Source organism: Idiomarina sp. UBA3162 (assembly GCF_002364475.1).
In the GTDB taxonomy this organism is placed as follows: Bacteria; Pseudomonadota; Gammaproteobacteria; order Enterobacterales; family Alteromonadaceae; genus Idiomarina.
On record NZ_DEYI01000089.1, the window covers coordinates 1 to 18,730 of the forward strand.

18 protein-coding genes are annotated in these 18,730 nt (G+C 47.5%); 9 read left to right on the forward strand and 9 right to left on the reverse strand.

Going from position 1 to position 18,730, the window contains the following annotated elements; genetic code table 11:
- The coding region (locus tag B2X00_RS10820; protein WP_290487561.1) for a fumarate hydratase at window positions 1-1,214 on the reverse strand (1,214 nt) is incomplete at its 3' end.
- A gap of 182 nt (window positions 1,215-1,396) precedes the next feature.
- Between B2X00_RS10820 and pabB the strand changes: the two genes are divergently transcribed.
- The 3 genes from pabB to B2X00_RS10835 all read left to right on the forward strand — a co-directional run bounded on the left by pabB (window position 1,397) and on the right by B2X00_RS10835 (window position 4,928).
- A complete protein-coding gene (gene pabB / locus B2X00_RS10825) occupies window positions 1,397-2,824 on the forward strand; it encodes an aminodeoxychorismate synthase component I (protein WP_290487562.1) in 1,428 nt (475 codons plus the stop codon).
- Window positions 2,817-3,428, forward strand: a complete 612-nt coding sequence (locus tag B2X00_RS10830) for a CoA pyrophosphatase (protein ID WP_290487563.1) — start codon at window positions 2,817-2,819, stop codon at window positions 3,426-3,428. The genes pabB and B2X00_RS10830 overlap by 8 nt, the downstream gene beginning before the upstream one ends.
- A gap of 126 nt (window positions 3,429-3,554) precedes the next feature.
- On the forward strand, window positions 3,555-4,928 hold the full coding sequence (locus B2X00_RS10835) for an L-serine ammonia-lyase (protein WP_290487564.1): 1,374 nt from the start codon (window positions 3,555-3,557) through the stop codon (window positions 4,926-4,928).
- A 25-nt stretch (window positions 4,929-4,953) separates the two neighbouring features.
- Here B2X00_RS10835 and cysB read toward each other — a convergent pair whose 3' ends face one another.
- Window positions 4,954-5,928 (reverse strand): HTH-type transcriptional regulator CysB, encoded by a 975-nt coding sequence (gene cysB, locus B2X00_RS10840; RefSeq protein ID WP_290487565.1) that lies wholly within the window; start codon window positions 5,926-5,928, stop codon window positions 4,954-4,956.
- Window positions 5,929-6,027: 99 nt separating this feature from the next.
- On the opposite strand from cysB, the gene B2X00_RS10845 reads away from it, so the two are divergent.
- Genes B2X00_RS10845 through yciH form a run of 3 tightly spaced genes read left to right on the forward strand, consistent with a single transcriptional unit; the run spans window position 6,028 to window position 7,836 of the window.
- Window positions 6,028-6,708 (forward strand): sensor histidine kinase, encoded by a 681-nt coding sequence (locus tag B2X00_RS10845; RefSeq protein ID WP_290487566.1) that lies wholly within the window; start codon window positions 6,028-6,030, stop codon window positions 6,706-6,708.
- 30 nt (window positions 6,709-6,738) lie between these two features.
- A complete protein-coding gene (locus B2X00_RS10850) occupies window positions 6,739-7,494 on the forward strand; it encodes a hypothetical protein (RefSeq protein WP_290487567.1) in 756 nt (251 codons plus the stop codon).
- A gap of 6 nt (window positions 7,495-7,500) precedes the next feature.
- Window positions 7,501-7,836 (forward strand): stress response translation initiation inhibitor YciH, encoded by a 336-nt coding sequence (gene yciH / locus B2X00_RS10855; RefSeq protein WP_290487568.1) that lies wholly within the window; start codon window positions 7,501-7,503, stop codon window positions 7,834-7,836.
- Here the strand turns inward: yciH and B2X00_RS10860 are convergent.
- Window positions 7,817-9,499, reverse strand: a complete 1,683-nt coding sequence (locus tag B2X00_RS10860; RefSeq protein WP_290487569.1) for a PP2C family protein-serine/threonine phosphatase — start codon at window positions 9,497-9,499, stop codon at window positions 7,817-7,819. The two genes, yciH and B2X00_RS10860, sit on opposite strands and share 20 nt — an antisense overlap.
- Window positions 9,499-9,804 carry an STAS domain-containing protein gene (locus B2X00_RS10865; protein WP_071462394.1) on the reverse strand — a complete coding sequence of 102 codons (306 nt, stop codon included), beginning with the start codon at window positions 9,802-9,804 and terminating at the stop codon, window positions 9,499-9,501. The genes B2X00_RS10860 and B2X00_RS10865 overlap by 1 nt, the downstream gene beginning before the upstream one ends.
- Before the next feature lie 104 nt (window positions 9,805-9,908).
- On the opposite strand from B2X00_RS10865, the gene B2X00_RS10870 reads away from it, so the two are divergent.
- Window positions 9,909-10,703 (forward strand): response regulator, encoded by a 795-nt coding sequence (locus tag B2X00_RS10870; RefSeq protein WP_290487570.1) that lies wholly within the window; start codon window positions 9,909-9,911, stop codon window positions 10,701-10,703.
- A 48-nt stretch (window positions 10,704-10,751) separates the two neighbouring features.
- Here the strand turns inward: B2X00_RS10870 and B2X00_RS10875 are convergent, their stop codons facing one another.
- Window positions 10,752-12,059 (reverse strand): amidohydrolase family protein, encoded by a 1,308-nt coding sequence (locus B2X00_RS10875; protein WP_290487571.1) that lies wholly within the window; start codon window positions 12,057-12,059, stop codon window positions 10,752-10,754.
- 2 nt (window positions 12,060-12,061) lie between these two features.
- Complete coding sequence (locus tag B2X00_RS10880; protein WP_290487572.1) at window positions 12,062-15,139, reverse strand: amidohydrolase family protein; 3,078 nt, start codon at window positions 15,137-15,139, stop codon at window positions 12,062-12,064.
- A gap of 145 nt (window positions 15,140-15,284) precedes the next feature.
- Between B2X00_RS10880 and B2X00_RS10885 the strand changes: the two genes are divergently transcribed.
- Window positions 15,285-15,755, forward strand: a complete 471-nt coding sequence (locus tag B2X00_RS10885; RefSeq protein WP_290487573.1) for a c-type cytochrome — start codon at window positions 15,285-15,287, stop codon at window positions 15,753-15,755.
- A 19-nt stretch (window positions 15,756-15,774) separates the two neighbouring features.
- Here B2X00_RS10885 and B2X00_RS10890 read toward each other — a convergent pair whose 3' ends face one another.
- A complete protein-coding gene (locus B2X00_RS10890; protein WP_290487574.1) occupies window positions 15,775-16,419 on the reverse strand; it encodes a cytochrome b/b6 domain-containing protein in 645 nt (214 codons plus the stop codon).
- A gap of 88 nt (window positions 16,420-16,507) precedes the next feature.
- Between B2X00_RS10890 and B2X00_RS10895 the strand changes: the two genes are divergently transcribed.
- Complete coding sequence (locus tag B2X00_RS10895; RefSeq protein ID WP_290487575.1) at window positions 16,508-16,873, forward strand: response regulator; 366 nt, start codon at window positions 16,508-16,510, stop codon at window positions 16,871-16,873.
- Here B2X00_RS10895 and tyrA read toward each other — a convergent pair.
- Together tyrA and B2X00_RS10905 are read right to left on the reverse strand one after the other, a co-directional pair.
- Window positions 16,863-18,011 carry a bifunctional chorismate mutase/prephenate dehydrogenase gene (gene tyrA / locus B2X00_RS10900; protein WP_290487576.1) on the reverse strand — a complete coding sequence of 383 codons (1,149 nt, stop codon included), beginning with the start codon at window positions 18,009-18,011 and terminating at the stop codon, window positions 16,863-16,865. The genes B2X00_RS10895 and tyrA overlap by 11 nt on opposite strands.
- A gap of 21 nt (window positions 18,012-18,032) precedes the next feature.
- Complete coding sequence (locus B2X00_RS10905) at window positions 18,033-18,632, reverse strand: DNA-J related domain-containing protein (RefSeq protein WP_290487577.1); 600 nt, start codon at window positions 18,630-18,632, stop codon at window positions 18,033-18,035.
- Between the last annotated feature and the right edge of the window lie 98 nt (window positions 18,633-18,730).

Genomic DNA, 18,730 nt, shown 5'->3' on the forward strand with positions numbered 1-18,730 from the left:
AGCATCATATCGGTAAACTTATCCATTCGAGTTGATGTTGTGGGACCCGCCGGACCGACAACCTCTTCACCAACGGGGTCAACGGGACCGACGTAATAGATAAAGCGGTTGTTAAAGTCGACAGGCAGTTCTTCGCCATTAGCAAGCATCTCTTTAATGCGCTTATGGGCTGCATCACGTCCGGTCAAGAGTTTACCCGACAGTAATACCGTCTCGCCCATTTTCCACTCTTGGATGTCTTCTTTTGTGACCTCGTCCAAATTCACACGGCGCGCATCATCGCCCAGTTCAAAGGTCACTTGCGGCCAGTCTTCTAATTTCGGCGGTGTTAAGTCCGCAGGACCCGATCCATCAAGGGTAAAGTGAGCATGACGTGTGGCAGCACAGTTAGGAATTAATGTGACGGGTTTTGACGCTGCGTGAGTTGGCAGTGACTTAATTTTCACATCCAATACCGTCGTTACGCCGCCTAAACCCTGTGCACCAATACCCAGCGCGTTGACACGGTTAAAAATCTCTAGGCGCAACTCTTCTTCGGCATTCTGAGGGCCCCGCTCAATGAGCTCGTGAATATCAACGGGATCCATTAAGGATTCTTTTGCCAGCACGGCTGATTTTTCCGCAGTACCGCCGACGCCAATGCCAAGCATGCCTGGTGGACACCAACCTGCACCCAGTTTCGGTAAGGTTTCAACAACCCAGTCAGCAATCGAATCACTTGGGTTCAGCATCGCCATTTTTGATTTATTTTCTGAACCGCCCCCCTTCGCTGCAATCATCACTTCGACTTTATCGCCTGGCACCATATCTAAGTGCACTACGGCGGGTGTGTTGTCGCCAGTGTTTTTGCGCGTGCCGGCCGGATCGGCAACGATGGATGCGCGTAACGGATTTTCAGGATTCGTGTAAGCGCGACGCGTGCCCTCATCCACCATCTGTTGCACCGTCATATCCGTTTTATCCCACTGAACGCCCATACCCACTTTGACAAAGCAGGTCACGATCCCCGTGTCTTGGCAAATCGGACGGTGTCCTTGCGCAGACATACGCGAGTTCGTCAACACTTGCGCAATCGCGTTTTTCGCGGCCTCACTCTTCTCACGCTGATACGCTTCATCGAGCGCTTGAATAAAGTCGATAGGATGGTAGTAAGAAATGTACTGCAATGAGTCTGCAATACTGTCGATAAAATCACTTTGACGAATGATGGCCATTCACTGCACCTCAGCTTAGCTATGATATTAATATCGCCGCAAACAGGCATGTAGCGCGGCAGAATTGTGCTGCTCATAATAGCGTTTTCAAATCCTGATGACTAGAGACGATTGGCTGAATGGCTATGGTATACTGCGACCAACACACGTATGAGCCGTAAACTTTTGGGGTAGACGACACCGTGCAACTGACACTTCGCGAACTAACCGAACACGGGATTCCAGCTAAATCTACGAGCGTCCAGGCTTGGGATCTATGGGTTCAACAACGCTTCGCTACTATTGAAGCGCATCATTACAGTCTTTGGTTGGACTCGGCAGCCTTCGAACATCCCAATAGCCGTTATCATATTTTATTAAAGCAACCTGAGTACGTTTTATCAGCCCGAGGCCAAACAACCACGTTGAATCGAGTCAATGACGCGACAACGTTACAGATCAGGAGCTCAGCGACCTCATTTATCGACGCTGCAAGCGACGTTCATCAGCAGTTAAGCGAGCAATTACACATCGATGGGGATACCCAAACGCTACCGTTTTGTGGTGGCCTTGCCGGTTTAATGGGTTACGACTTAGGGCGTCAGTTAGAGCGACTACCGGAGTTAAATACCGCTGAGTACGCGACTGACGACGCGATATTTGGTGTCTACGTTAATGCACTGATCATTGATAAACAGCAAAGGCGCGTCTTTTTACTCGCCCCGACAACCGAGTTTGCCGAACAACGGACAGAATGGTTGGCTGAAGCAACGCATACGCCCCCACCGTTCAAACTCACCGAAAGTTGGCAGAGTAATATGTCTGCCGAGAATTATCTCGCGCGATTTGACGCAGTGAAAGCGTATTTAGCGGCGGGAGACTGCTATCAAATTAATCTCGCCCAACGGTTCAGTGCTCGCTATCAAGGCTCTGAGTGGTTGGCATATCTAAGGTTACGAGAGAGTAATCGAGCACCGTTCAGCGCATTTATGCGTTTACCGTCAAGCGCCATCCTGAGTGTATCGCCTGAACGGTTTATTTCGGTCTCTGCGCAAGGGCAAGTCGAGACCAAACCCATCAAAGGTACACGACCACGCAGCGCATCAGCACAACAAGATGAAGCTAATCGCACTGCGCTTATCAATGCTGAGAAAGATCGAGCAGAAAATCTGATGATTGTTGATTTATTGCGGAATGACTTGAGTAAGCACTGTCTGCCCAACTCCGTTAAGGTACCCAAGTTATTTGCCATCGAGAGCTTTCCAGCGGTGCATCACTTAGTTTCTACGATTGTGGGCCAATTAAAACCGCACAGTGATACCTTTTTATTGTGGGGCGGCGCTTTCCCAGGCGGCTCAATTACCGGGGCACCTAAAGTGCGAGCAATGGAGATCATTGAGGAGCTTGAGCCCAACCGCCGTAACGCCTATTGCGGTTCTATGGGATATGTCTGTATTACTGGTAACAGTGATAGTAGCATTACTATACGCACTTTGATTGCCGAACGCGGCGCGCTGCACTGTTGGGCGGGCGGCGGTTTAGTTTATGATTCCGATGGACGCGAAGAGTATCAAGAAACCTTTGATAAGGTCGCGCGTATTTTACCGGTGTTGGAGTCGTCTGATGATTAAAACCCGTAACGAATTTTTACGACGCTTTAACTTACAACCATCGCCCAACATTGAGCGCCGTGTGGATAACGTACTGAAACAAAAGCTGCGCCCTGCCGCTGTGATGATTTTGCTCGTTGAACGCCCGCACGGTTTATCGCTATTACTCACCCAACGCGCCAAGACCCTACGTAAACATGCGGGACAAATCAGTTTCCCAGGAGGACGCTTCGATTCATCCGACCGTCATTTATTGGAAACAGCGTTACGTGAGACTGAAGAAGAAATCGGTTTGAGTCGAAATGATATTGAGGTGATAGGTCGGCTACAGGACTACCCCGTATTAAGCTATTACAATATTCGACCTTTTATCGGCTTTGCTCGCATTCAACATGAGCTCAGTCGTCAACCCAGTGAAGTCGCCGAAATATTTGAGGTGCCCTTAGCCGATGTCCTCGATCCCTATAATCATTACGCCTATCGCATTCGTAAGTTTATCTACGACCGTGTCTACTTTATTCCATGGCAGCATCGCAATATTTGGGGCGCCACAGCCGGTATTTTGCGTGAACTTGCTGAACATTTGCAGCCCGAACTTAAACAACAGGTAAGTCCACTCAATTAGCGATTAAATGCCCGAGGTGGGCTATACTTCTCATTTCTATATTATTCCGCAATTTTACTTGCCAGACCGGGTGGCAAGCATGCGACAATAGATGCAATTTCTCGAATTAACCAATGGGTCAGATGTATGATCAGTGTTTTTGATATCTATAAAATAGGAATCGGTCCATCGAGCTCTCACACGGTAGGGCCGATGAAAGCTGCCTATTATTTTTTAGAAGCAGCCAAGGAAAAAGGCGTTCTTACTGACGCTGACGGTATTGAAGTTGAGCTATTTGGCTCGTTAGGCCAAACCGGTAAAGGCCATGGTACAGGTAAAGCCGTCATCTTAGGCTTAGCAGGTGAGCTGCCCGAGACTGTGGATACCGATAATGTCGAAAATTTTCTCGCACAGACCCGAGATACGGAAAAGCTGGTGCTACTGAAAGAGAAAGAAGTCGACTTTCCAAAAGAAGGCGCCATCGTTTTCCATCGTCGTAAAACCATGCCTAAGCATGCGAATGCAATGGAGCTCAGACTCCTCAAACAAGGTGAGGTTATTTACAAAGATCTTTACTACTCGATCGGTGGCGGGTTCATCGTACGTGACGAAGACTTTGACGAGACGCTTGAAGAGGCGATTGAGCAGTCGGATAAGCCAATCCCCTACCCGTTCGACACTGCGGCTGAATTACTTCAACATACTAAAGATACCGGTATGCGCATCAGCTCGCTGATGATGGCCAATGAGAAAGTATTTAGAACAGAAGACGAGATTCGTTCGGGTCTAATGAAAATTTGGCGCACGATGCAACAAAGCATCGAGAACGGTATTAACACCGAGGGTATTCTACCAGGCGGCTTAAAAGTGAGACGTCGGGCCTCTTGTTTGTATCAACGTTTGAAAAAAGAGAAATCAACCGAACCCATGCAGTTTATGGATTGGGTAGATCTATTTGCGCTGGCGGTAAACGAGGAAAATGCGGCAGGTGGTCGTATTGTAACAGCCCCGACCAATGGCGCTGCGGGTATCGTTCCGGCAGTAATGAGTTATGCCGATAAGTTCATCGAAACTTTAGACGAAGATTCTGTCGTACGATTCTTATTAACCTCTGCTGCAATTGGCATTTTATACAAGAAAAATGCTTCGATATCGGGCGCAGAAGTCGGTTGCCAAGGTGAAGTCGGTGTTGCCTGTTCAATGGCTGCCGCAGGTCTTGCTGAATACATGGGGGGCTCTGCCCTAACCGTCGAAAATGCCGCTGAAATTGGCATGGAACATAACTTAGGTCTTACCTGCGACCCTGTCGGTGGGCTAGTGCAGGTTCCTTGTATTGAACGCAATGCGATGGGCGCCATTAAAGCAATCAATGCTGCTCGACTTGCCATGCGCGGTACCGGTGATCACAAGGTCTCGCTTGATAAAGTCATCAAGACGATGTGGGAAACCGGCAACGATATGAAAACTAAGTATAAAGAAACGGCCCGCGGTGGCTTAGCGGTCAACATCATCGAGTGCTAACCGCGCTGGATATCGAGTTACCGGCTTATAAAGTCGGTAACTCGATATCTGAAAATAACTTCTCAATTTCCTCGTGACTGCGTAACTGCATTGCTTCCTCAACCCTCGATTTGGTCAAATGCGGCGCAAAGTTCTCAATGAAGTCAAACATATAAGTTCTTAAGAACGAACCACGACGAAAGCCTATCTTGGTCGTGCTGGGGTCAAACAAGTGTGCTGCGGGTAAGGCAACCAGATCGGTATCTTCCTCGGCATCGTACGCCATTGTCGCTACTACACCAATGCCTATTCCCATGCGTACGTAGGTCTTGATGACATCAGCATCTGTCGCAGTAAATACGATCTGTGGTTCTTCACCAGCAGCGTTAAAGGCTTTGTCGAGCTCGGAGCGTCCAGTAAACCCGTGCACGTAGGTAACGATTGGATGTTGAGCGATATCATGAATAGAGAGCTTATCCACCTGCGCCAGCGCATGGTCTTTTGGCACGATAATCGACCGGTTCCAATGATAACAAGGCAACATAATAAGGTCTTGGTAAAGATGTAACGCTTCGGTAGCAATAGCAAAGTCGGCTTTACCTTTGGCGGCGGCCTCACTGATTTGTGACGGCGACCCTTGATGCATGTGTAACGAGACTTTTGGATATTGCTCAATGAACCTTTTAATAACACGCGGCAGTGCGTATCGCGCTTGCGTGTGAGTGGTTGCAATATTGAGTTTACCGCAATCAGGTTGTGTATGCTCAGCGGCAACTGCTTTTATCGCCTGCACCTGCTCAAGCACCTGTTGCGCGATATGAATGACTTCCTGTCCAGCGGGCGTAACATGGGTAAGATGTTTACCGGTACGACCAAATATTTGTACACCGAGTTCATCCTCGAGCATACGAACCTGCTTACTAATGCCTGGCTGGGAGGTAAACAAACTCTCAGCAGTAGAAGAAACATTCAAATTATGATTCAGTACTTCGACAATGTAACGTAATTGCTGTAATTTCATATAAGCAGACCTTATTTGCTGCCGTTTAATATGAAAAAATCATATATTAAATTTGAATCCTATGCCAAACGCATTCTGCAATAATCGATAGAGGAACGCATGTCCAAACCGTCCATTGATTTTTCCACATTACTCGCTGTGTCCGTGCACGACATGAAAAATTCTTTGGGTTTACTTGTACAACAGCTCGAGGACGCCGCGGGTAAAGTCACCGACACCAAAACTCAGGGCGAATTGGCGCAAATGCATTACGAAGCACAGCGCATTAATACGAACCTTGTACAACTACTTGCACTGTACCGACAACAGGATTCATTGCAAATCGAAAGTGAGAAAACGTATTTGGATGAGGTGGTTGAAGAGTTGGTGATGAACAATCGGTTTTACAGCGACAGTAGGTCTATAACGCTTACGGCTGACATCGCCGATGATATCTTTTTCGTCGGCGATAGAGCATTAATCACACAAGTTTTAAACGATGTATTCATTAATGCTATGCGCTACACCGCCGATAAGCTTATTATAAAAGCCAAACGTGTTGCAGATCGTGGGTGTTCCATTACGATAGAGGATAACGGCCCTGGATATCCAGATTCATTACTCGCGCTAAATGACCTGCAGCCGCGCTACTTAGACATGGAAGGCAGCCGCACTGGACTCGGACTCTATTTTGCCCGATTGATAGCGGAAGCGCATAAATACAAGGGGCAGCATGGATATATTAAATTGGAGAATTCTAGCTCGTTAGGTGGTAGCCGTTTTACGCTATACCTACCCTAACCTTTTAGATAGTAGCGACAGACTCAAATTATGGTTTATACAATAATAATATCGCTGATTGTGTTACTCGTGCTGATGGCCATTATGATCAGCGCCGTGCAGCAATATCGACAGAAACAAAATTTAGAACGCAGACAACGTTACGCTAAGTTTCGTGCAGTGCTTGATCAGGTTGAAGACCTAATCAACATTACCGGCTACTTTCCGATTGGCAAATCGGTTTATGCGCTACTTAACGCGCGCGCTAAAGATTTATTAATCAACATGAACGATGTCATGCCTTCAGAGGCGCTTAAAGATCGTATACATGAGTACGAAACGCGTTTAAAAGGCCTCGACGTAAACGATACCTCGCTCATTTCTGAAGACTTCGAGTTGCCGCATAATGATAAACAAATTATTGCCATGATTAACGCGCTCAAACGCTTACGTAGTGCCATTCGTAGCGAGCATGCCAAAGGTCGTGTTGACACACAGGTATACAATACGGAAGATCAGCGCTTACAAAAGTTGCAACTTAAAATTAGCATCGAGACTTTAATCAAACGGGGCGAAAACGCATACAATAGTAATATGCTTGGTTCAGCGCGGCAGTATTACGAAAAAGCGTTACGCACTATCGATGAGCATACATACAGTGACGAATACACGCAGCGACGCCATGAGCAAATTCAGGCATCTCTAGAGCAAATAACCAGCGAACTCCGTGATGCCAACAGTAATGATGCGCGCAAACGTAAAAGCGACGAACTTGAAGAACTATTTCAACCGAAGAAAAAGTGGTAACTCGGCATGTCAGACTGGAAAGACACACTCTCGCAGATGGTATACAGCACCGACCAAGGACGCATCGATCCTGAACCTGAACCCGAGGATATTCCCGCAGGCGATGGAATTGTGCGTTTACAACGAGAGACCAAAGGACGTAAAGGAAAAGGGGTTACGTTAGTCAAAGGGCTTACACTACCGCATGATGAACTCAAACAAGTCGCTAAAAAGCTTAAACAGCAATGCGGTGTAGGCGGTTCGGTTAAAGATTATGTTATCGAGCTACAAGGCGATCAACGTGACATCATCGAAAAGTGGCTCAGTGACCAAGGTTATCGCGTCAAGCGAGCGGGCGGCTGAGCGAATAACTGACATACAGTAGCGATCCGCCATCGCGCCACTCGACCTCATCGGCCACCTGCTTGATGAGGTTAATCCCACGACCAAAGGTATCCTCTGAGTCGTTAGTAGAATGGCCCGCATGCTGCCCATCGAATCGGTGTTCAGTATTTGACGATAGCGTGAATGATAGTTGCTGTGAGGTCGGGTGATAATCAATATCAAAGTAGATTTCCAGCCCTTGTAACTGCTCAATACGCGATTGCCGTTCCTCGTAATAACGCTCAAAACTCTCTTGCTGTTTAAGCTCAGACTGCATATCAAGCACAGAGTGCTCTAAGAGATTATTGAAACTCTCGGCAAACAGCAAGTACAACGAGGTTTTATGCGGCTGCAATGCATCGAGTTTAGCCAGCGAGTCGACCATGCGTTGCATAGGATCACGATTGCGAATATCGTGCTCTGTTAACACAACGCGCAGCTCAAACGGAAGATTATACTCATTCTGCGGCTTTGCCTGAGGTTCTAGCCCTGTTGCTTGGCATTTCAAGCATAGCAGCGACAAATCATCATTCAGTGGTGTATCACCAGTAAAATTATCAATGCGCTCCACAATGGCGCGAAACTGTGCTTCCGAACACTCTGAATCAAGCATTTCGGTGACCCAGTCGGCGAACCGCTCTTCACCAATCATTTCACCTTGATGATTACACGCCTCCACTACGCCATCACTGAACATCACCAAGCGCTGTCCGGGCGTGACAAAATAATGCTCTAACTGACTGTTAAATTGCGCGCGTGGAAGGATCCCGAGTGCCATATGCTGGGGTTTAATACGCTGCTCGAGTTGCCCTCGCGTATCGAGCAGCAATGCATCGGGCACGCCCCCACTCCAACAACTAATTCTATCGCCATTCGCGGACATTTCGACCACCAGTGCAGCACAAAACATGTCATCTGGCAGTACTTTATAGAGTCGACTATTAAACTCAGTCACCATGTCACCGACAGATAAGCCACGCTCAGCCATGCTAAAAAACGCCTGAGCGACGGGTAAAGCACCTGTAGCAGGCGCAAGACCATGACCCGTGAAATCACCCAAGAATAAATAATAATTACCGAAGGGACCCACCCGCCCGAGGCAAACATCCCCATTAAAGTTACTCGTTGGGCGCAGATAGCTTTTTACGAAGGGCTGCTGCAACTGATTTTCGGCGAGCGCATTCTCTAACATATGCTGCACCACATTCTGCTCGCGCTCCATACGAGCAGAATGCCAAGCGAGCGTCCTGTTTTTTTGTACCAACGAATAACTTAATTCGCGGACTCGTGCATGCGCATTGACTTTGGCTTGCAGTATTACGGGCTCAAAGGGGATGCTTAGAAAGTCATCGCCGCCGACTTTTAAACACTCCAATAATGTCTCTTGCGAATCTAGAGCGGTAAGAAAAATAATCGGTAAGTGGATATTGCCCGACATGGCTTTGAGTCGCGGAGCCGTCTCAAAGCCATCCATTTCTGGCATCATTACGTCAAGCAGTATCAATTGCGGCTGAACCTGCTGGAAAACATTTAGCGCCTCACGACCGTTGCTCGCACAGACTACTTCATGCCCAAACGATTCCAGTAACCCCGTCAGCATGATCTGATTGGCTTTTTGATCGTCGACTACCAGAATTTTCATTAGGCAATGGTAAACATTTTTTCGAAACGAGAGATATCGAGGATACGTTTTACTTCAGGACGCGCGTTAATCAGGTGAATCCCTTTAACGGTGCTACCTAGCGATTTCCTCATGTTTAACAACATGCCTAATGCTGAGCTATCAAGATATTCGGTTTCACGTAAGTCAATAATAACCAGAGGCTCACTGTCGCCAATATGGCTGTAGGCCTGCCTAAACTCTTGGACCAAGCTAAAATCAAACTTTCCTTTGATGGAAATGATTAACTGCTTTTGATCCGCTGAAAACTCGCGAGTGACGCTCATAACTTCCCCTTTTTTAATTATTATTGCTCCTAGCATAACGTTTTTTAATTGAGTTTGCCGAGTAAATCAAATACTCTTTTTAAAAACACCCATTCAAAATAAATATGTCACTGTCAATTAACGAACTTCGTATTTTGCTGGTCGAACCCTCTGACGTACAAAGAAAAGTTATAAAACACCACTTAGGTCAAGCACAATTAACCGAAACGCGCGGTGCATCAACGATTGCAGAGGCAAAAACGTTAATCCGTGAGTGGCAACCCGATATTGTTACCAGTGCAATGTATTTTGAAGATGGGACTGCGCATCAACTCATCGATTATATTCAAGAGTCGAACTTAGAAGATACAGTGCATTTTATGTTGGTATCGAGTGAACATCGACCCGATCAGTTGGAACAATTTAAACAAGCCGGTATTGTCGCTATTCTCCCTAAACCGTTTTCGAGTCAACAATTAGAGCGCGCCATTAAAGCCACAGTGGATTTAATTGAGCCGGAGTCAGTTGAGCTTAACTTATTTGATGTAGAAGACTTGCGCGTTTTACTAGTAGACGACAGTGTTACCTCTCTCCACGCGCTGCGTCGTGTATTCGAGAACATGGGTGTTGAACATGTTGTTGAGTCGAATAATGGCCTCGCTGCCATTGATGTTCTTAACCAACAATCTTTTGATCTTATTGTTACTGACTTTAATATGCCAGAAATGAGTGGCAGTGAGTTTGCTCAACATGTGCGTCAGGATCCTTCTCATGCACACACGCCCATTTTAATGGTTACCGCTCAAGCCAATGAATTACAAGTAACAACGATTAAACAGAGCGGTGTCGACGCGTTGACAGACAAACCATTTGAGCCCGCAACGCTCAAAAAACTATTAATTAATTTATTAGACCAATAAAAAAGCCACTTCGGAAAGTGGCTTTTTATTCGGAATAATGTCCATGGATTATTCGCTACGAGCCGGCTTTTGCTGATACTTGTTATACAGTTCAGTGTGACGACTTTCTAAGCTCACCGCACGGCCATTGATAAACATGTGCGTCAACGATTGTCCCATCGGATCAAGTAAATCCCCTTTCGAAACAACAATCGATGCCTGCTTACCTTCTTCGAGTGAACCCAGCTTATCGGCAACGCCCATAAACTCAGCAGGTTTAAGTGTAATCGCCTTGAGTGCTTGCTGAGCATCTAAGCCATAGGCAACGGCATTACCTGCTGCAAACGGCAAATTACGAACATCCCAGTAACCTGGATACGCAATCGCAAAGTTTACCCCAGCTTCGGCAAGACGAGCGGGGGTAGAAAATGCTTGGTCGTAGCCATCGTCTTCACGCATCGGCAAACCAAATGGTGAACCGAAAACAACCGGGATTTGTAATTCAGCCAGTTTGTCCGCGATGCGCCACGCATCGTAGGCACCCACTAAGACGAGATCAAAACCATAGCTTTGGCTGACTTCAATGGCTTGCTCGAGCTGACGTTTATCTTGTGCATGCACATATAAACGTTTGCTGTCGTCAAACAATCCCATCATTGCTTCCCAACGCTGGTCCTCAGGAATATCTCGACCCGCACGCTTAGCATCATAATAGGCTTTTGCGTCAGCAAATACTTGCTTAAGCTTTTGTAAGGCTTCAGCATTGGCTTTACGTTGCTCTTCAGCTGAACGGCGCTCCCACCATGTATCCACCACATAAGTGCGCGGCCAATTAATGTGTACGCCCTCTTCTGCTGTGACTAACGCATCTTGCCAGTTCCAACCATCGAGCTGCATGAGAGATGATTGCCCACTCACCATGCCTCCTTCGGGTACCACTTGCGCGTACGCCACCCCATTGTAGCGAACCGTCGGGATCACTTCTGAGTCAGCGTTAAAAGCAATATGCCCTGCCACTTCCGGTGTAACATCACCGACTTCATCAGCATCACGAGTAGCGCGCACCGCCTCGATCTCGTTCAAACCTAATGTCGTGTCCATCGCAATTACGCCGGGGTAGACATGTTGACCGCTGATATCGATAGCCTGCGCGTCAGCGGGCACCGCTAGATCTTGACCGATTGCGACGATTTTACCATCAGCAAATAATAAGTCGGTTTGACTTAAAACGCCTTTAGTCACCGTGTGTAAAGTACCGTTCTGTAGCACGATGGGCTGTGCTTGTTTCTTACCTGGCACCTCGTCGTGCGCCACCGATTGCGTCACTGCGCATGCGCTCAGCAAAGCTGCGGTCAGTGCTTTATTAAGTAATTTCATGATTAATGTCCTCCATGGCTATGCGACTTGGCAGCGAAATGATCGAGCCAAAAGTCATGCTGAGTTTCGCAGTGCCACTCGGGTTGCTCTTTTTTATAGGCGTCTTGTTCGCCTTGCTTCGCGGCATCGCCTGCTGCAAGCACTTTCTGAATAAGCGCTTGTTTCTCTTGTTTAACTTGGGCTTGACGTTGTTTATCAAGTTCACGGTCAAAGAACTTACGACCGTTAATCCAAGTCTGTTGCGCCTGCGCGTAGCTGCTCAATGGGTAGTGATTCCAAAGCACAAAGTCCGCATCTTTACCTTTCTCGATACTGCCCACGTACTGATCGACCTTGAGCTGCTTCGCTGGATTAATGGTGATCATTTTAAGCGCTTCGTGCGGTTCCATTCCACAATAACGCACCGACTTGGCCGCCTCGGTATTCAATCGACGTTGCAGGTCTTCACTATCCGAATTGATGCTGGTAAGTACACCACGATCATGCATTAAGCACGCGTTTTGTGGAATCGCATCATAAACCTCAAACTTGTATGCCCACCAGTCAGCAAAGGTCGAACCTGACGCCCCATGCGCGGCCATTTCATCAGCCACCTTGTAGCCTTCGAGAATATGAGTGAAGGTATCTAAGGTAAAGCCAAAGTCCTCGGCGACCTGCATCAGCATCAAAATCTCCGATGCCACGTAGGAATGCGCGTGAACAAAACGCTCAGAATTCATGATTTCAATCAGTGCATCTAAACGGTAATCAGGACGTGGCGGTGCGGCTTTACGTTTCTCCGCAGCACTCAAGCGATCGTATTCACGTTTACGCTCTTGGTATTCCAGTGCGGCTTGGAAGCCATCGCGAATGATAGTTTCAACGCCCATCCGTGTTTGCGGATAACGAATCGTCATATCATCGCCCCAGTTGCTCTGCTTCACGTTTTCACCCAAAGCGAACTTGATAGAGGCGGGTGCTGCGTCAAACTTCATCACATCACCTGTGGCGCCCCAACGCAATTTAATTACTTGCGCTTGACCACCAATCGGGTTAGCAGAGCCGTGTAGTAGCTGTGCCATCGTGGTACCACCAGCAAGCGAACGATAAATATGAATATCATCAGAATTTATCACATCACCAATGCGTACTTCTGAAGTCACTGCTTCTGAACCTTCGTTCACCCCTTGGTCGATGGCAATGTGCGAATGTTCGTCAATGATACCCGGGGTTAGATGCATACCAGTGCCATCGATTTCACGAACACCACTTGGCGTGCTGAGGTTTTTGCCGATTGCAGCAAAGTTGCCGTCACGAACCAACACATCGGTATTTTCTAATATGCCTTGATCGGTTGCGGTCCAGACAGTTGCATTTTTAATTAATACATCTTCACGCGCTGGTAGGCCTTTTTGCCCATAGGCAACGTTCGGGAACGTTAATTCGCTGACGAACGTCGGCTCTGCTTGTTCTGCGGCCTGTTCATCTTTGTTCGTTGCTTGATAGTTCAACGCTAACCGTTGTTCGCTACCGCTTGGCGCCACAGCCACTAACTCAGCTGCATTCTGCGCTGTCTGCATCAACTTAAAGCGCCACGTACCTGACTCACCGGCGACATCCAGATCAGCCACAAAAGATAGTTGATCAATGCCGGAATCAAGATGACGTAACTTACTACTCTGATCGCCTAACGTAACGTCGCCCGAGAAGCTTGGTTGTGCCGTCACGCTCAGCGTTAACGAGTTACCTGACCAGTCAGTCGTATATTCACCCGCAAAATCCACTTGTTCACGAGGAATCAAATCAATTTCTTGACCTTGTGTCCAAACCGACTGGATCACGCCGTCTTTGAACAAATCACCTTTAGCCATAACAAAGTCGGCCATGTAGCCTTGTTGCAGCTTACCTGCTTTATCCTCGATTCCCGCGATTTTGGCAGGGATGGTCGTCAGTGCGGCTAAGGCTTGGCGTTCGGTTAAGCCGTTTTCCATGGCTTTCTTTACATTAGGCCAAAATTGATCGGCCTTATCTAAACCGTATAACGTCAATGCAAAGTCAACGCCTGCGTTGGCGAGCATACCGGGGTTAGCAGGTGCGCGTTCCCAGTGGCGAAGTTTTGCGAGATCCACATCGAGGTATGCATCCACGCCCGAAACGTCTGGCGCAGCGGGGAAGTTGACCGGCACAATCAGCTCAGCATCCGTTGCCTTCACTTGTTCTAAACGTGCATATTCGTAGCCTGAAGCCAAGTAGATCGCAGGTACGTCGAATTGGTCAAATACCTTATCAGCACGTAGCAGCGATTTTTCATCTTCGACTTTAAATACGATACCGGTTTGCTCGATGTTTTTGAGTGCATCAAGCGCAGCATTAAATTCAACAGGACCGTTGTATGCTTCTTTACCGTATGCATTTTCGTACCATTGTGCGTCCGAGAGCGTTTGGCGAACCAATGCAATGCTGCCCATTAATGATGTGGGATATTGTTGTTGCGACGTCCCCTTATCAAATGAGCCGAACTGACGTGTCGTGGGCTGATAAATCGTCTCGTTGGCGATTTTATCAGCGAGCGAAACAGCGGTTCCGTAGCCTTGTAAGATACCGTCTAGACGTGCCGTCTGAACGCTAGTGAAGCCGCTAGCAATCCATTTTTTAGCCGCATCGGGCGTGTTTTCGAACGCTGTATACCAATGCTGCTGGGCATGAATGGCGTCGTTTGCCGCATTGCCACCTTCACGGTGGTTGTTATAGATGGGCGTTTCAGACCAATCCGGTTGAGCAGCTTGTTCAACACCATAATCGGTGTAAGCATCGATGAAGCCTGGATAGATATGATATCCCGTACCATCAATCACTTTTGCGCCCGCTGGTACTTTACCGTTCTTAGCGACAGAAACGATCTTACCGTTATTGATTACTAAGGTCGCATTAACAATAGATTGCCCAGGCTCCGTGGTAATGGTGGCATTCTGAATAGCAACGAGCGATGGTGTATTGTCGCGCATGCCATTGACGCGTGTCGTTTGATCGGCATTCACGGACGTTGCGAAAACGCTCGTAACCGCCAAAGCCAACGCGCTCAGCTGGTGCTTCGCATTCATGGTTGTTCCCCACTGGTTATTATTTTTTCGTGTAAAGAGTTAAACTCTGAGTGTAAAGTAAAACGTATGTAACACTAGCAACAAGACATAAAAGATAGAATGTGCAATATTATCGTTAAATAATCTAGCGCAAAGGAACTTAAAAATGAAAGCGACAACCATTTCAACTGTTTTAGCAGGCGTGATGTGCATAGGCATGTCTTCATTTGCACATGCTGACAAGCACGCATTTAACGACGCCGAGTCCGCCGTTAAATATCGCCAAAGTGCTTTATCAATTATGCGCGATAACTTTGCAGCGATGGCTGCTATGGTAAAAGGTGAAGAGCCATATGACGCTGCCGTATTTAGTAACCGAGCGAGTGACTTCGCGCGTCTTACTCACATCCCGTGGGACGGCTTTGCTGTTGAAGGTGCGATGCCAGGTGATGACACCGACGCATTACCGGCTATTTGGGATAATTGGGAAGATTTTGAATCACGCGCAAATCAGCTCATTACCGACGCGGATAGCCTCGTTGACGCAGCTGCTTCGGGCTCGATGGATGAGATTAAGCCTGCATTTATGGCCGCGGCGAAAAACTGTAAAGGCTGCCACGACCAATATAAAGATTAAGTTGTTACGGGTGATGCTGTTAAAACAGCATCACCAAGATAAACCAAACCGCAAGCGCGATTACCAAGCCTTGCCAACCCGATTTTAGTCTCGGCACTTGACTAGCCGTGTATCGATACCCGGTAATCATGGCTGCCAGCAGCCGATAGCCGAGTATGCGATAAAGTAAAATCGCCAAAATATGTAATGCTACCAACCCCAAAATGACGTTAAATTGCGTTTTATGCCAGTCGGTCAAAAAGTCCGCTACATCAGACGATACCCAGTCATTGAGTGGACCGGAAAACAGGATTCCGTCAGTCGCAAAAAGTCCGGTGCCTATTTGAATCATCAATATCAGCAACAATAGTAAAACCGAATAAGCACCTGCTGGGCTATGTGTATTGCCTGACTCATAGCGTTTGCTAAATAGCGCACCTAAATGACTCAGAACCCGTTTGGGTGAGGTGACAAACGCGCTAAAACGAACGTTTTCACTACCGAAAAAACCCCACCCAACACGGGTGATTAATAGAGCTGCAAGGGCAATCGCAATATCCTGATGCAGATCCATTCGTCCTTCTTCACCGGTCCACCACAGCCCAGCAACCGCCGCGACCATTAACCAATGATAAATACGGATGAAGCTATCCCAGACTTTTATGCGCTGATACTTCTCGTTCACAGTTCATCTCCTGACTAGGCAAATCTAACGTTCAGTGCTAGGGTAAAACGAAACGCTAAAGAACGGTAGTATCATAAGGACGTAAAACATGAATATCTTAATCGCTGATGATGACTTTATCAGCACAGAAGTACTGAAAGCGATGCTTACGCAGTATGCGGAAAATCTTTATCATGCAGAAAATGGTGAACAGGCGCTGCAAGTCGCACAGCACAATGCGATTGATATTTTCTTTATCGACTACGAAATGCCTGACATGAACGGTGATGAGGTGGCGCGTCGTCTTCGTGCGGAGTCTCGTTACGCCGAAACGCCAATTATTGCCATTACCAGTCACCAAAGTGCGACCGAAATGGAAGCTTGCCGAGAAGCAGGGATGGATGCGACGTTGCATAAACCCGCTTCTCCAGACGCGCTAGCCGAACTTATGAGTCAATATCAAGTTAGCCGGTAGTAGTCCCTCTAAAGCGCTGGTCATCCGATAACTGGACGAGCGCTTCACTCTCTTGCAGAAATTGTTCTGCAAACTCGCCAAAATACCGATTCACATGCTGGAAGGTTTCGACGAAGTTTGCTTTATCACCCCGTTCCAATATCTCCAAGGTGCTTTGAAAGCGTGCTAAATAACGCTTAATGATACTGAACTGCTCTGGATGAGACTGAATGATATCAGCATATAGCTCGGCATTTTGAGCAAATAGACGTCCAACCATCATGAGCTCCATTCGATAGATGGGTGAGCTCAATTGTAGCAGTTGCGCGATATCCGCTTGTTCCTCTGCCATGTGCGCACCATAAACGAAGGTACTCAAATGACGCATCACCTGAATCCAGCCCATGCTGCTGTCATGCGCTTCTGCGTTAACCCACTCGACGTGCGCGCCCCAATTCGTGAGTTGTGCGATAAGCCACTGATAGGCTTCTGCACCGCGCCCTTCACAAGCGACCACCAATTGTTTAGCAAGGTTAGGCACTGACGGGCCAAACATCGGATGCAACCCAACCACAGGTCCCTCATGTCGTGCTAACATATGCTGCAGAGGTTGATGCTTAATACTTGTCAGATCCGCCAAGACACAGTCATTCGGCAGCGGAGGAAGTTCACTGATAACTTGGTTGGTTACGTTCACCGGAACAGCGATAATAACCAGTTGCGGTTCATACTGAGCAATATCATGCAACGCATCCCCTTTATCGATCACTTCAACCGCATAACCGGTTTGTTTAAACAGACGACAAAAAAGCCCGCCCAAACGGCCGCGTCCACCGACGATAATGACCGGGCGTTCTAGGGCACACGAAGTCGGTGTCGCTTGCGCGGTTTGCGTACGGTAGGACTCACGAATAATACGGCGCAATACATCCTCGATTAGATCGGGGCTGAGTTCCATCTGCTCAGCTTGCTGACGCCGCGCAGAAATCATCTGCTGTTCACGTTCCGGAACATAGAGCGGTGCTTGAAGGTGACGTTTGACATCTCCCACTTGCTTAGTTAATTCAGAGCGTTGCTTTATTAACTCGATCAGTTGAGCGTCGGTGTTATCAATCGCTTGACGTAATTGCTCTAATTGCTGCTTGGCATCGTTATTCATGCGCGTTTCTCACTTCCCCGGCTACGACTTGGTAATACGCTGGTATGCGACCTGTATTGCTTGCATCTCGCTCACTGACCCCCCTTTATCAGGATGACATTGATGTACCCGCTTGCGATACTGACGTTTGACTTCGCCCATATCCGAAGTGGGCGCCAGCTCAAGCTGTTGCCAAGCTTCATCAAGTGCCATGCTTTGACGCTTACGCGTCGAGCCAGTCATACGAGACCAAAAATCATTTAAAAGTTGTTCCACATCCTGCTGTGTTGTCTCAGTAAAGTTGGACCAATCTAAGTAATAGTTCGCTAGCGGGTCTTGCGCTTGCAGCGCATTCACATGTGCTGCGTTGTCTAGATCCGTTGTGCGCGGCGTTGCCTTTATTTCAAGCGTATAAATTTCAAGTTCCGTATGCTTATGCCATTCTTCACGGATAAGATACAGGCAGTGAAACAGAATGAAGTGCGTTTCGAATAGTGCCTGAGTGTCCGATAGTGCTTGCTCGTCAAAAATGACGTAAGGCTCGGCTTTGAGCGCTTGGATTAACTCGTACTCGGTCCAACGTGACTGTTTATTAAGCAGTTCTTCTAAAGCTGCTTTTAATATTTGAATCGATGCTTGCATGGAGTCAGTCTAGCACAAACAAAAAAAAGCCCGGCAACTGAATTGCCGGGCTTTTTCTGCATCGAATGCTGCTTACAGCTTCTCGCGGATACGTGCAG

Coding starts and splice junctions, on each gene's coding strand:
- B2X00_RS10895 (WP_290487575.1), top strand. CDS start 16,508: ATGAATATCTTAATCGCTGATGATGACTTTATCAGCACAGAAGTACTG.
- B2X00_RS10905 (WP_290487577.1), bottom strand. CDS start 18,632: ATGCAAGCATCGATTCAAATATTAAAAGCAGCTTTAGAAGAACTGCTT.
- yciH (WP_290487568.1), top strand. CDS start 7,501: ATGTCAGACTGGAAAGACACACTCTCGCAGATGGTATACAGCACCGAC.
- B2X00_RS10850 (WP_290487567.1), top strand. CDS start 6,739: ATGGTTTATACAATAATAATATCGCTGATTGTGTTACTCGTGCTGATG.
- B2X00_RS10835 (WP_290487564.1), top strand. CDS start 3,555: ATGATCAGTGTTTTTGATATCTATAAAATAGGAATCGGTCCATCGAGC.
- B2X00_RS10885 (WP_290487573.1), top strand. CDS start 15,285: ATGAAAGCGACAACCATTTCAACTGTTTTAGCAGGCGTGATGTGCATA.
- B2X00_RS10870 (WP_290487570.1), top strand. CDS start 9,909: ATGTCACTGTCAATTAACGAACTTCGTATTTTGCTGGTCGAACCCTCT.
- B2X00_RS10865 (WP_071462394.1), bottom strand. CDS start 9,804: ATGAGCGTCACTCGCGAGTTTTCAGCGGATCAAAAGCAGTTAATCATT.
- B2X00_RS10830 (WP_290487563.1), top strand. CDS start 2,817: ATGATTAAAACCCGTAACGAATTTTTACGACGCTTTAACTTACAACCA.
- B2X00_RS10845 (WP_290487566.1), top strand. CDS start 6,028: ATGTCCAAACCGTCCATTGATTTTTCCACATTACTCGCTGTGTCCGTG.
- tyrA (WP_290487576.1), bottom strand. CDS start 18,011: ATGAATAACGATGCCAAGCAGCAATTAGAGCAATTACGTCAAGCGATT.
- B2X00_RS10880 (WP_290487572.1), bottom strand. CDS start 15,139: ATGAATGCGAAGCACCAGCTGAGCGCGTTGGCTTTGGCGGTTACGAGC.
- cysB (WP_290487565.1), bottom strand. CDS start 5,928: ATGAAATTACAGCAATTACGTTACATTGTCGAAGTACTGAATCATAAT.
- B2X00_RS10860 (WP_290487569.1), bottom strand. CDS start 9,499: ATGAAAATTCTGGTAGTCGACGATCAAAAAGCCAATCAGATCATGCTG.
- B2X00_RS10875 (WP_290487571.1), bottom strand. CDS start 12,059: ATGAAATTACTTAATAAAGCACTGACCGCAGCTTTGCTGAGCGCATGC.